Source organism: Citrobacter sp. CK199, from assembly GCF_030333285.1.
GTDB classification, from domain to species: domain Bacteria; phylum Pseudomonadota; class Gammaproteobacteria; order Enterobacterales; family Enterobacteriaceae; genus Citrobacter_B; species Citrobacter_B koseri.
On the sequence record NZ_JAOWGF010000027.1, the window covers coordinates 112,298 to 125,224 of the forward strand.

Here is a 12,927-nt window from a genome sequence, read left to right on the forward strand (position 1 = left end):
ATAAGCGTTGCTTATGGAAATGTTAATAAATCACCTCGATTACCACTAAAGAGTTAGCGAGGTGATAAGCAGTTAATGCCAGCAGAAATGATGGACAACCTGCGTAATCAGCTCGCGGGTTGGCTTGATAAAACGCGTTTCCAGATATTCATCCGGCTGGTGCGCCTGATTAATCGAACCCGGGCCAAGCACCAGCGTTGGGCACAAGGTCTGGATAAACGGCGCTTCGGTGCAGTAGTTCACCACTTCGGTTTGCGCGCCCAGCAGTTTCTCGACCACTTCCACCAGTTGGTGGTCAGGTGGGCATTCGTAGCCGGGAATCGGCGGATGCAGTTCGGACACCGTCAGACGGCCCGGCCAGCGCTCGCTCACGGGTGCCAGCGCATCGTTGAGCAATCCGTTGAGATCGTTCAGCGTCATGCCCGGCAGCGGGCGAATATCCATATGCAACTCGCAACAGGCGCAGATACGGTTCGCGGCGTCGCCGCCGTGAATGTGGCCCAGGTTTAATGTCGGATAAGGAACGGTAAACGCCGCGTAGTGATAACGTTCTTTCAGGTCATCGCGCAGCTGCATGATGCGACCAATGGCGTCGTGCATCAGCTCAATGGCGTTAACCCCGCGCGCCGGATCGCTGGAGTGGCCCGATTGCCCCAGAATTCGGATGGCGTTTGAAATGTGGCCTTTGTGCGCGCGCACCGGTTGCAGGGACGTTGGTTCACCGATGATCGCGCAGTCCGGGCGCAGGGCGGTGGTTTCAGCGAAATAGCGCGCGCCCGCCATGCTGGTCTCTTCATCGGCGGTAGCCAGAATATACAGCGGTTTTTTCAGAGTCGTCACATCCACGTCACGCAGGGCATCGAGGATAAAAGCAAAGAAGCCTTTCATGTCCGCCGTACCCAGCCCGTAGAGCTTGTTATCGTGCTCGGTCAGCGTGAACGGATCGCGCGTCCAGCGTCCGTCGTCAAAGGGAACGGTATCGGTATGGCCCGCCAGCAACAAACCGCCAGCACCCTGTCCGGTGCTTGCCAGCATATTGAATTTATTGCGCGTACCGGGGACTGCCTGAACCTCAACCTTGAAGCCCAGATCTTTAAACCAGTCTGCCAGCAGAGTGATTAAAGACGCATTACTTTGATCGAGCGCTTCTTCGGTAGCGCTAATCGACGGTGTGGCAATCAGAGCGCGGTAAATCTCGATAAATGGCGGTAAAGTGTTTTTCATTGTTGACACACCTCGGGTCATGATAGTATCAATATTCATGCATTATTTGTGAATAAAAATACATTAACGTTGAGCGTAAGAAAACCCACCAACTGTAAGGTGAAGTTGTTACGGCTTAACCAGGCAACCAGACATAAGAAGGTGAACAGCCCCGATGTTGAATACGCTGATTGTGGGTGCCAGCGGTTACGCTGGCGCAGAGCTTGTGACCTATGTAAATCGTCATCCTGATATGACCATAACCGCTTTAACCGTCTCAGCGCAAAGCAATGATGCAGGAAAGCTAATCTCTGATTTACATCCGCAGTTAAAAGGCATTGTCGATCTGCCATTGCAGCCAATGTCTGATATTAGCGAGTTCAGCGGCGGGGTGGATGTGGTGTTTCTCGCCACCGCGCATGAAGTGAGCCACGACCTGGCCCCGCAGTTCCTGAATGCGGGCTGCGTTGTGTTTGATCTCTCCGGTGCGTTCCGGGTTAATGATAGCGCCTTCTACGAAAAATATTATGGCTTTACCCATCAGCACCCTGAGCTGCTGGAACAGGCGGTGTATGGCCTGGCGGAGTGGAGCGCGGACAAACTAAAAGAAGCGAATCTGATTGCGGTGCCGGGATGCTATCCGACGGCGGCGCAATTGTCGTTAAAACCGCTGATTGACGCAGGCCTGCTGGATCTCAACCAGTGGCCGGTCATTAACGCAACCAGCGGCGTGAGCGGCGCCGGGCGTAAGGCGGCGCTTTCGAACAGTTTCTGTGAAGTCAGCCTGCAACCGTATGGTGTCTTTACCCATCGTCATCAGCCGGAAATCGCCACCCATCTGGGGGCAGAGGTTATTTTCACGCCGCATCTGGGGAACTTCCCGCGCGGGATTCTGGAAACGATCACCTGCCGCCTGAAAGCTGGCGTTACCCATACTCAGGTGGCGCAAGCGTTGCAGCAGGTGTATGGCGACAAGCCGCTGGTGCGGCTATATGACAAGGGCGTTCCGGCGCTGAAGAATGTGGTCGGGCTGCCGTTCTGCGATATTGGTTTTGCCGTTCAGGGCGAGCACCTGATCGTGGTGGCGACCGAAGATAACCTGTTGAAAGGCGCAGCGGCGCAGGCTGTGCAGTGCGCAAATATCCGTTTCGGCTTTGCTGAAACGCAGTCTCTTATTTAAGGGTGCAATGATGAATCCATTAATTATCAAGCTGGGCGGCGTATTACTGGATAGCGAAGAGGCGCTGGAGCGTCTGTTTACCGCGCTGGTCAATTACCGCGAGTCGCATCAGCGTCCGCTGATTATCGTGCACGGCGGCGGCTGTGTTGTGGATGAGCTGATGAAACAGTTAAATTTGCCGGTGAAAAAGAAAAATGGCCTGCGCGTGACGCCCGCCGATCAGATTGACATCATCACCGGCGCGCTGGCGGGAACCGCCAATAAAACCTTGCTGGCGTGGGCGAAAAAACACCATATCGCGTCCGTTGGCCTGTATCTCGGCGACGGCGATAGCGTAAAAGTGACCCAACTCGATGAAGAGCTGGGCCACGTTGGACTGGCGCAGCCAGGTTCGCCTAAGCTGATTAACACGCTGCTGGAAGGCGGCTTCTTGCCGGTGGTCAGTTCCATTGGCGTGACCGAAGAAGGGCAACTGATGAACGTCAATGCCGATCAGGCGGCGACGGCGCTGGCGGCAACGCTGGGGGCGGATCTGATCCTGCTTTCTGATGTAAGCGGTATTCTGGATGGCAAAGGTCAGCGTATTGCCGAGATGACGGCGGCCAAAGCGGAACAGCTGATCGATCAGGGCATCATTACCGACGGCATGATTGTGAAGGTGAACGCGGCGCTGGACGCCGCCCGCACGCTGGGGCGCCCGGTGGATATCGCCTCCTGGCGTCATGCCGAGCAGCTTCCGGCGTTGTTTAACGGTACGCCGATCGGTACGCGTATTCTGGCTTAAACTATTTTGTGCCCGATGGCGGCCACGCCTTATCGGGCCTGGGTGAACCGAACCTGTAGGCCGGATAAGCTAAGCGCCATCTGGCATTGAAATTCAAGATATTAAGGAAGCATGTTATGGCACTTTGGGGTGGGCGTTTTACACAGGCAGCGGATCAACGGTTCAAACAGTTTAATGACTCATTGCGCTTTGATTACCGCCTGGCCGAGCAGGATATCGTCGGCTCTGTGGCCTGGTCCAAAGCTCTGGTCACGGTTGGGGTGTTGACTGCGGATGAGCAACTGCAACTGGAAGAGGCGCTGAGCGCGCTGCTGGAAGAGGTTCGGGTGAATCCGCAGCAGATTCTGGAAAGCGACGCGGAAGATATTCACAGCTGGGTGGAAGGTAAACTGATCGATAAAGTCGGCCAGTTGGGTAAAAAGCTGCACACCGGGCGCAGTCGTAACGACCAGGTTGCGACCGACCTGAAGCTATGGTGCAAAGATACGGTCACCGAGCTGCTGTCTGCTAACCGTCAGTTACAAAGCGCGCTGGTAGAGACGGCGCAGAATAATCAGGATGCCGTCATGCCGGGGTACACCCATCTGCAACGCGCGCAGCCGGTGACGTTTGCCCACTGGTGCCTGGCGTATGTGGAAATGCTGGCGCGTGATGAGAGCCGCTTGCAGGATGCGCTCAAGCGTCTGGACGTCAGCCCGTTAGGCTGCGGCGCGCTGGCGGGTACGGCGTATGAAATCGACCGTGAACAGCTGGCAGGCTGGCTGGGCTTTGCCTCGGCGACGCGTAACAGTCTGGACAGCGTGTCCGATCGCGACCATGTGCTGGAACTGCTGTCCGACGCGTCTATCGGCATGGTTCACCTGTCGCGTTTTGCGGAAGACCTGATTTTCTTTAATACCGGTGAAGCGGGCTTCGTGGAACTCTCCGATCGCGTGACGTCGGGTTCATCGCTGATGCCGCAGAAGAAAAACCCGGATGCGCTGGAACTGATCCGTGGCAAGTGCGGTCGTGTGCAGGGGGCGTTAACGGCGATGATGATGACGCTGAAAGGCCTGCCGCTGGCGTACAACAAAGACATGCAGGAAGACAAAGAAGGGCTGTTTGATGCGCTCGATACCTGGCTGGACTGCCTGCACATGGCGGCGCTGGTGCTGGACGGCATTCAGGTAAAACGTCCGCGCTGCCAGGAAGCGGCGCAGCAGGGCTATGCGAATGCGACTGAGCTGGCGGATTATCTGGTTGCCAAAGGCGTGCCGTTCCGTGAAGCGCACCATATTGTGGGTGAAACGGTGGTGGAAGCGATTCGACAGGGAAAACCGCTGGAAGATCTGTCGCTGGCTGACCTGCAAAAATTTAGCGCTGTGATTGGCGATGATGTATATCCGATTCTGTCGCTGCAATCATGCCTGGATAAACGTGCGGCGAAAGGCGGTGTTTCACCGCAGCAGGTTGCGCAGGCGATCGACTACGCGAAGGCGCGTCTGGCGTAACTGGCGTAACTGGCGTTGTGCCGGATGACGCCTTATCCGGCCTACAAAAAATTGTGAACCGTCGCCATCCGGCAACAGTCATCAGAGCCTGGCATTACGTCGGGCTTATTTATGCAAAAAAAAGCGGACCATAGGGTCCGCAAAAGTTCACGTTGGCTTTAGTTATTTCGAGTTGAGAAAAACTCTTCGAACGGGCGGTGACTTCAAGGGTTAAAGAGGTACCGCTCCGTTTCTGTGATGTATTATTAGACAGAAAGCTTGATAGGGATAATCGTTCGTTGCTATGCTACCTATCGCCATGAACTATCGTGGCGACGGAGGATGAATAATGAATATTCGTGATCTTGAATACCTGGTGGCATTAGCCGAACACCGCCATTTCCGGCGTGCGGCGGACTCCTGTCACGTCAGCCAGCCGACGCTCAGCGGGCAAATCCGTAAGCTGGAAGATGAACTGGGCGTAATGCTGCTGGAGCGTACGAGTCGTAAAGTTCTGTTCACCCAGGCAGGTTTACTGCTGGTGGATCAGGCGCGCACCGTGCTGCGTGAGGTCAAAGTGCTCAAGGAGATGGCAAGCCAGCAAGGTGAGACGATGTCTGGCCCATTGCATATCGGCCTGATCCCAACGGTTGGCCCTTATCTGCTGCCGCATATTATTCCGATGCTGCATCAGACCTTCCCGAAGTTGGAAATGTATCTGCATGAAGCGCAGACGCACCAGCTGCTGGCACAACTGGACAGCGGCAAGCTTGACTGCGTGATCCTGGCGCTGGTGAAAGAGAGCGAGGCGTTTATCGAAGTGCCGCTGTTTGATGAACCCATGATGCTGGCGATCTATGAGGATCACCCGTGGGCGAATCGCGATCGTGTGCCGATGTCCGATCTGGCGGGTGAAAAACTGCTGATGCTGGAAGACGGGCACTGCCTGCGCGATCAGGCGATGGGCTTCTGCTTTGAGGCGGGCGCGGATGAAGACACCCATTTCCGGGCGACCAGTCTGGAAACGCTGCGCAACATGGTTGCGGCGGGGAGCGGTATTACCTTACTGCCTGCGCTGGCGGTTCCGCAGGAGCGTAAGCGTGATGGCGTAGTCTACCTGCCGTGCATTAAGCCGGAGCCTAAGCGTACGGTTGGGTTGGTTTATCGTCCGGGATCGCCGCTGCGCAGTCGCTATGAGCAACTGGCGGAGGCCATCCGTGCGGAGATGGATGGCCATTTTGACAAAGCGTTAAAACAGGCGGTTTAAGCCGTTTAGCGCCGCTACCCGATAGGCTTCCGCCATTGTCGGGTAGTTAAAGGTGGTGTTAACGAAGTACTCAATGGTGTTACCGCCGCCTTTCTGTTCCATAATCGCCTGGCCGATGTGAATAATTTCGGCCGCGCGTTCGCCAAAGCAGTGAATCCCCAGAATCTCTTTTGTTTCCCGATGGAACAGGATCTTCAGCGTTCCCACGTTCATCCCGACGATTTGCGCGCGCGCCAGGTGCTTAAACTGCGCACGTCCGACTTCGTAAGGCACTTTCATCGCCGTCAATTGCTGCTCGGTTTTGCCGACGGAGCTGATTTCCGGGATGGTGTAAATCCCGGTAGGGATATCTTCAATAAGATGGGCGGTCGCTTCGCCTTTCACCAGCGCCTGCGCGGCAATTCGACCCTGGTCGTAAGCGGCGGAAGCCAGACTCGGATAGCCAATCACATCGCCCACCGCGTAAATGTGCGGCAGCGCGGTCTGGTACATGCTGTTGACCTTGAGTTGCCCACGGCTGTCGGTTTCCAGACCGATATTTCCCAGCGCCAGTGAATCGGTGTTACCGGTGCGTCCGTTGGCGTACAGCAGACAGTCGGCCTTTAGCTTTTTACCGGATTTCAGGTGCATAATGACGCCGTCGTCGCAGCCTTCGATCTTCTCGTACTCTTCGTTATGGCGAATAACCACGCCGCTGTTCCAGAAGTGGTAAGAGAGAGAGTCGGACATCTCCTGATCAAGAAACGCCAGCAGACGGTCGCGGGTGTTAATCAAATCAACTTTGACGTCCATTCCCCGGAAGATTGACGCATATTCGCAGCCGATCACCCCGGCGCCATAGATGATGACGTGACGAGGTTCGTGATGCAGGCTAAGGATTGAGTCGCTGTCGTAAATACGTGGATGCGCAAAATCAACGTCGGCCGGGTGATAAGGACGCGACCCGCAGGCAATCACGAATTTCTCCGCCGTCAGGGTTTCGACCGTGCCGTCGTGGCACTCCAGCGCGAGGGTGTTTTCGTCAACAAAATGCGCATTACCCTGCAATATTTCACAGTGGTTGCGCTCATAAAAGCCCTGCCGCATGCGCGTTTGTTGATTAATGACGTTATCGGCATGGTTGAGAATATCGGCAAAGGAAGAACGAAGTAGTCGGGAGTGGTCGCTGTAGAGGGGGTTCTGGTTGAATTCGATGATACGGCTGACGGCATGGCGGAGCGCTTTCGACGGGATGGTGCCCCAGTGGGTACAACCGCCGCCAACGTTGTGATAACGCTCAATAACGGCGACTCGCGCTCCTTGCTTAACCAGACCCATTGCAGCGCCTTCGCCGCCGGGGCCTGAACCTATGACGATTGCATCATAATCCCAGGAATGTGGCATGGTATTACTCACCTGTTTTTATACATAAAATAAACACGATGATAACATTCGCGCGCCTTTAACCCAATTATCGTTGTGCTTTTTTGTGGAGCTGGAGCACAAACAGCCTGTAAACAATCATTCACAAAGCTGAACAAACAGATTAAGTTTGTTCTCTGGTATAGTGCCAGATAAGGCATATGGAAGGATTCAGACATCGTGATGGGCGTTAGAGCGCAACAAAAAGAAAAAACCCGGCGTTCGCTGGTAGAAGCCGCATTCAGTCAACTGAGCGCCGAACGGAGTTTCGCCAGTCTCAGTTTACGCGAAGTAGCGCGTGAAGCGGGCATTGCGCCAACCTCATTTTATCGCCATTTCCGCGATGTGGATGAGCTTGGCCTGACGATGGTGGATGAGAGCGGTTTAATGCTGCGCCAGCTGATGCGCCAGGCGCGTCAGCGTATTGCCAAAGGCGGCAGTGTGATCCGTACCTCGGTCTCCACATTTATGGAGTTCATCGGCAACAATCCTAACGCCTTCCGTTTATTATTGCGTGAACGTTCCGGTACCTCGGCCGCGTTTCGCGCCGCAGTCGCGCGTGAGATTCAGCATTTCATCGCGGAACTTGCGGACTATCTGGAACTCGAAAACCATATGCCGCGCGCGTTCACTGAAGCGCAAGCCGAAGCGATGGTGACGATTGTGTTTAGTGCAGGTGCCGAGGCGCTGGATGTTGGTGCGGAACAACGCCGACAGCTGGAAGAGCGGCTGGTACTGCAACTGCGCATGATTGCGAAAGGGGCATATTACTGGTACCGCCGTGAACAAGAGAAGATGGCACATCACTCCGAGTAACGTGAAGGACGAGCAATGAAACAGTCAGGTCAAGATAAAGGTACGCTGTTGCTGGCGCTGGTCGCTGGCTTATCGATCAATGGCACATTCGCGGCGCTGTTTAGCTCCATCGTGCCGTTTTCTGTATTCCCGATTATCGCGCTGGTGCTGGCGGTTTATTGCCTGCATCAACGTTATCAAAACCGCACTATGCCTGTCGGCTTGCCGGGGCTGGCTGCCGCCTGTTTTATCCTCGGCGTGCTGTTGTACAGCACCGTGGTACGTGCGGAATACCCGGATATCGGTTCTAACTTCTTCCCGGCGGTGCTGTCGGTGATTCTGGTATTCTGGATTGGCTTTAAGATGCGTAACCGCAAGCAGGAAGTCGCGGAATAATGCCGGATGGCGGCGTAAACGCCTTATCCGGCCTACGATGATTTGTAGGCCCGGTAAGCGCAGCGCCACCGGGCATATCGCCGGATGGCGGCGTAAACGCCTTATCCTGCCTACGATGATTTGTAGGCCCGGCAAGCGCAGCGCCACCGGGCATATCGCCGGATGGCGGCGTAACCACTTTATCCGGCCTACGTTTTACCTGGCAGTGAGTAACACGCCGCATTCCATATGGTGCGTATACGGGAACTGATCGAACAGAGCCAGACGTGACACATTGTGCGTCTGGCTTAATGTTTCCAGGTTCTTACACAGCGTCTCCGGGTTGCAGGAGATGTACAAAATACGCGGATACGCCTGCACCATTTTCTCGGTTTCACTGTCCAGCCCGCTACGCGGTGGATCGACAAAAATCGTTTCACACTGATAGCTCTTCAGGTCGATGCCCTGCAAACGGTTAAACTCGCGTACTCCGTTCATCGCTTGCGTAAACTCTTCGGCGGCCATACGGATAATTTGCACGTTATCAATATGGTTAGCGGCAATGTTGTACTGCGCTGCGGCGACTGACGGTTTGGCGATTTCCGTTGCCAGCACCCGGTCGAAGTTACGCGCCAGAGCCAATGAGAAGTTGCCGTTGCCGCAGTACAGTTCAAGCAGGTCGCCTTTCGACGCTTTGGTTGCATCCAGCGCCCACTCCAGCATCTGAATATTCATTGCGGCATTGGGCTGCGTGAAGCTGTTCTCTACCTGACGGTAGATCATCTCTTTTCCCGCCACGGGCAGACGTTCGTCAATGTAATCCTGATCCAGCTCGATTTTGGTTTTGGTCGCCCGGCCAATCAGATGCACATTCAGGTTTTGCGCTCGCAGCGCATCCCGCAGCGTTTCCGCTTCCTGGCGCCACTCATCATCCAGCTTTTTATGGTACAGCAGCGAAACCACCGCCTGATTGCTCATCGTGGTGAGGTAATCAATCTGGAACAGCTTATGGCGCAGGACGCGATTATGGCGCACGCCTTCAATCATCGCCGTCATCAGCTGGTTAATCAGCTCGCTGGCCGCCGGGAAGCTGTCGACGCGGATACGGCTTTTCGTCTGCTGATCAAAAATGATGTGATACAGGTCGTCGCCGTCATGCCACAGGCGAAATTCGGCGCGCATCCGATAATGGCTGACTGGCGAGCGAAACACTTCCGGGACCAGGTCAGAAAACGGCGCCATCATACTCTGCAAGCGCACCACTTTTTCGGCTAGCTGCGCGTCATACTGTTCTGTCGGAAGGTGTTCGGGGGTCATGATGCATCCTGAAAAATAAAAGTACGCGGGGATTGTAGGGATTGCTCATCAGATGTCCAGTCATTGATGATTTCCGATATTGTGATATGCGGTCTGGACGTAGATTGTTACAGAATGTAGCATCCGTGAGCCGGTCCTGTGAGTTAATAGGGAATCCAGTGCGAATCTGGAGCTGACGCGCAGCGGTAAGGAAAGGTGAGATGAGAGCATAAGCAGACACTGCCACCCGGCGGGAAGTCATCATCTCTTGTATCCTGAGGATAACCTTCCAAGCCCGAAGACCTGCCGGCTAACGTCGCATCTGGTGTTCATCATCGCGTACTATCGATGAAGCCTGCGGCATCCTTCTTATATTGTGGATGCTTTACAATGATTAAAAAATCTTCGCTGCTGACGGCGCTCTCCGTCACGGCATTTTCTGGCTGGGCGCAGGATACTAACCCAGACACCCTGATCGTCACCGCAAATCGTTTTCAACAACCTGTTAATACCGTACTGGCGCCTGCTGATGTCGTGACGCGTGAGGATATCGACCGCTGGCAAGCGAAGAATTTGAATGATGTGATGCGCCGCCTGCCAGGCGTTGATATCAATCAAAACGGCGGCATGGGGCAGTCTTCTTCTTTATTTATTCGTGGTACGGAAGCCAAACAGGTATTGGTTCTGGTCGATGGTGTTCCCATGACCCGCCCCGGCATTACGAATAACCCCGATCTGAATCAGATTCCAATATCGCTGGTGCAACGCGTGGAATACATTCGTGGACCACGCTCGGCGATTTATGGTTCCGGCGCAATGGGTGGGGTCATTAACGTTATTACGCACTCCGATCAAGAACAGTCAAAAATTACCGCGGGCGTTGGTTCAAAAGGTTATCAGCAATATGACGGTACGTTACGCCATCGCTTTGGCGACACTGTCGCCACGGTAGCGGGTTCTTATGAGGGCAATAAAGGCTTTAACGTACAGCCCGGCTCAACCTGGGATCACGATCGCGACCGCGATGGTTTTCGCAGCAAGGCATTCTGGGGCAGCCTCGAACATAAATTTAATGATAATTTCGATGGTTTTTTCCGTGGTCACAGTTATACCAACAACTCTGATTACGATCTGGGAAGCCCGCCGTCTATTCCGGCCTACAGTGCTGATGAATCGCAACTCTACAATCAGAGTTGGGACGCCGGTCTGAAATTCAACTCCGGGATTTACTCTTCACAACTTCTCGCCAGCTACCAGAAGGTGAAGGACTATAACTACAGCAGTATTTATGGTCGCTATCATGACGGTACGACGCTCGATCGCATGACTCAGCGTAACCTGCAATGGGGTAATAACCTTATCGTGGGGCACGGTTCCGTGAGCGCGGGCGTAGACTGGCAGCAGCAGCGTTTGACCTCATCCGATACCGCGCTTTCGGACACATATAAACGCGATAACACCGGTTTATACCTGACCGGTCAGCAACAATTCGGTGATGTAACGCTGGAGGCTTCAGGGCGTGAAGATCATGATGAACAGTTTGGCTGGCATGGCACCTGGCAGACGACGGCTGGATGGGAGTTTATCGATAATTATCGAGTAACTATCGGCTATGGTACCGGGTTCCTGTCTCCATCCCTGGGGCAGCAGTTTGGTTCTACCCGTTTTGGCATCAACGCGAATCCTAACCTGAAACCGGAAGAGTCTAAACAGTGGGAGGCCGGGCTGGAAGGACTCACTGGTCCGCTGGACTGGCGCCTGTCTGCCTACCATTACAAGATTACTAACCTGATCACTTACTACTTTGATCCAGACACCTACCAGGGTGAGTATGACAATATTGATGCGGCAACCATTAAAGGCGTGGAATGGACGGGCAGCTTTGATACCGGCATCTTTAGCCATCGTGTCACGTTGCAATATGTCGATCCGCGTAATGACGACAACGGTGAAGTGTTAGCCCGACGCTCGAAGCGCCAGGCGAAGTATCAACTGGACTGGACGATGTTTAACGTCGATATGGATGTATCGTGGCAGTATTACGGCAAGCGCTACGATAACAACACCTCCCAGTACAATAACACCCAGCAAATCTTGCCGAGCTATAGCACTGTTGATGTTTCTGCATCGTATCCGATCACCGATCGCCTGACAGTTCGTGGTAAAATCGCCAACCTGTTCGATAAAGATTACGAGACAGCTTATGGCTACCAAACTGCAGGACGAGAGTACTACTTGTCTGGCAGCTACACCTTCTGATCCACGTCCCACCGTGCTGGTGTTTGATTCCGGCGTCGGTGGGTTGTCGGTCTACGATGAGATTCGGCATCTCCTGCCGAATCTCCACTATATATATGCTTTCGATAACGTCGCGTTTCCTTACGGGGAAAAGAGCGAAGCGTTTATTGTCGAGCGCGTCGTCGAGATCGTTACCGCAGTGCAGCAGCGTTATCCTCTCTCACTTGCGGTAATCGCCTGTAATACGGCCAGCACGGTTTCTCTTCCTGCATTGCGTGAAAAATTCGCGTTCCCGGTTGTGGGCGTCGTACCTGCGATTAAACCCGCAGCGAGGCTGACCGCCAACGGCATCGTCGGGTTGCTGGCAACGCGTGGCACGGTAAAACGCCCTTATACCCATGAGTTGATAGCGCGATTTGCGAATGAATGTCAGATAGCGATGTTGGGATCGGCAGAACTGGTGGAGCTGGCGGAAGCCAAACTGCACGGTGAACCCGTATCGCTGGAAGAACTACGCCGTATCCTGAGACCCTGGCTGCGGATGCCGGAACCGCCCGACACGGTTGTTCTGGGATGCACCCATTTCCCTCTATTACAGGAAGAACTGTTGCAGGTCCTTCCTGAAGGGACAAGGCTGGTGGATTCCGGGGCGGCGATTGCGCGTCGCACGACCTGGTTGTTAGAGCATGAAGCGCCGGATGCCAAATCAGCGGATGCTAATATTGCTTTCTGCATGGCAATGACGCCAGAGACCGAGCAATTAATACCCGTTTTACAGCGTTACGGTTTCGAAACGCTCGAAAAACTGGCGGTTTGAGGTGGTTTTGCTTAAAAAGAAAGCAGTCGGAAAATAATTTTGAATTTCCCCTTGTCAGGCCGGAATAACTCCCTATAATGCGCCTCCACTGACACGGAACAA

Annotated in this window: 11 protein-coding genes and 1 riboswitch; of the genes, 8 read left to right on the plus strand and 3 right to left on the minus strand. The window is 54.3% G+C overall.

Annotated elements, in window-relative coordinates; all coding sequences use genetic code 11:
- Positions 1 to 72: 72 nt before the first annotated feature.
- Complete coding sequence (gene argE, locus OGX75_RS14440) at positions 73 to 1,224, minus strand: acetylornithine deacetylase (protein WP_024130656.1); 1,152 nt, start codon at positions 1,222 to 1,224, stop codon at positions 73 to 75.
- A gap of 154 nt (positions 1,225 to 1,378) precedes the next feature.
- Here argE and argC point away from each other — a divergent pair, with 154 nt between their 5' ends.
- The 4 genes from argC to oxyR all read left to right on the plus strand — a co-directional run bounded on the left by argC (position 1,379) and on the right by oxyR (position 5,903).
- The gene (gene argC, locus OGX75_RS14445) at positions 1,379 to 2,383 is read left to right on the plus strand and encodes an N-acetyl-gamma-glutamyl-phosphate reductase (RefSeq protein ID WP_286450891.1); all 1,005 of its coding nucleotides are present in this window, start codon (positions 1,379 to 1,381) and stop codon (positions 2,381 to 2,383) included.
- 7 nt (positions 2,384 to 2,390) lie between these two features.
- The gene (gene argB / locus OGX75_RS14450) at positions 2,391 to 3,167 is read left to right on the plus strand and encodes an acetylglutamate kinase (RefSeq protein WP_012133833.1); all 777 of its coding nucleotides are present in this window, start codon (positions 2,391 to 2,393) and stop codon (positions 3,165 to 3,167) included.
- A gap of 116 nt (positions 3,168 to 3,283) precedes the next feature.
- Entirely contained in the window at positions 3,284 to 4,657 is a 1,374-nt protein-coding gene (gene argH, locus OGX75_RS14455; RefSeq protein WP_012133832.1) for an argininosuccinate lyase, read from the plus strand.
- A gap of 328 nt (positions 4,658 to 4,985) precedes the next feature.
- Positions 4,986 to 5,903 (plus strand): DNA-binding transcriptional regulator OxyR, encoded by a 918-nt coding sequence (gene oxyR, locus OGX75_RS14460; RefSeq protein ID WP_012133831.1) that lies wholly within the window; start codon positions 4,986 to 4,988, stop codon positions 5,901 to 5,903.
- Here the strand turns inward: oxyR and sthA are convergent.
- Positions 5,886 to 7,286 carry a Si-specific NAD(P)(+) transhydrogenase gene (gene sthA, locus OGX75_RS14465; protein ID WP_012133830.1) on the minus strand — a complete coding sequence of 467 codons (1,401 nt, stop codon included), beginning with the start codon at positions 7,284 to 7,286 and terminating at the stop codon, positions 5,886 to 5,888. The two genes, oxyR and sthA, sit on opposite strands and share 18 nt — an antisense overlap.
- Before the next feature lie 198 nt (positions 7,287 to 7,484).
- Here sthA and fabR point away from each other — a divergent pair, with 198 nt between their 5' ends.
- Complete coding sequence (gene fabR / locus OGX75_RS14470) at positions 7,485 to 8,120, plus strand: HTH-type transcriptional repressor FabR (protein ID WP_047459767.1); 636 nt, start codon at positions 7,485 to 7,487, stop codon at positions 8,118 to 8,120.
- A gap of 15 nt (positions 8,121 to 8,135) precedes the next feature.
- Positions 8,136 to 8,495: a YijD family membrane protein gene (locus tag OGX75_RS14475; protein ID WP_012133827.1), complete on the plus strand. Its 360-nt coding sequence runs from the start codon at positions 8,136 to 8,138 to the stop codon at positions 8,493 to 8,495.
- A gap of 195 nt (positions 8,496 to 8,690) precedes the next feature.
- On the opposite strand, the gene trmA is transcribed toward OGX75_RS14475, so the two are convergent.
- Positions 8,691 to 9,791, minus strand: a complete 1,101-nt coding sequence (gene trmA, locus OGX75_RS14480; RefSeq protein ID WP_047459762.1) for a tRNA (uridine(54)-C5)-methyltransferase TrmA — start codon at positions 9,789 to 9,791, stop codon at positions 8,691 to 8,693.
- A gap of 114 nt (positions 9,792 to 9,905) precedes the next feature.
- A riboswitch (cobalamin riboswitch) is annotated at positions 9,906 to 10,095 on the plus strand.
- A 65-nt stretch (positions 10,096 to 10,160) separates the two neighbouring features.
- Here trmA and btuB point away from each other — a divergent pair.
- Positions 10,161 to 12,029, plus strand: coding sequence for a TonB-dependent vitamin B12 receptor BtuB (gene btuB / locus OGX75_RS14485; protein WP_219936346.1), 1,869 nt, complete (start codon positions 10,161 to 10,163; stop codon positions 12,027 to 12,029).
- On the plus strand, positions 11,974 to 12,825 hold the full coding sequence (murI, locus tag OGX75_RS14490) for a glutamate racemase (protein ID WP_286450892.1): 852 nt from the start codon (positions 11,974 to 11,976) through the stop codon (positions 12,823 to 12,825). The genes btuB and murI overlap by 56 nt, the downstream gene beginning before the upstream one ends.
- Positions 12,826 to 12,927: the final 102 nt, after the last annotated feature.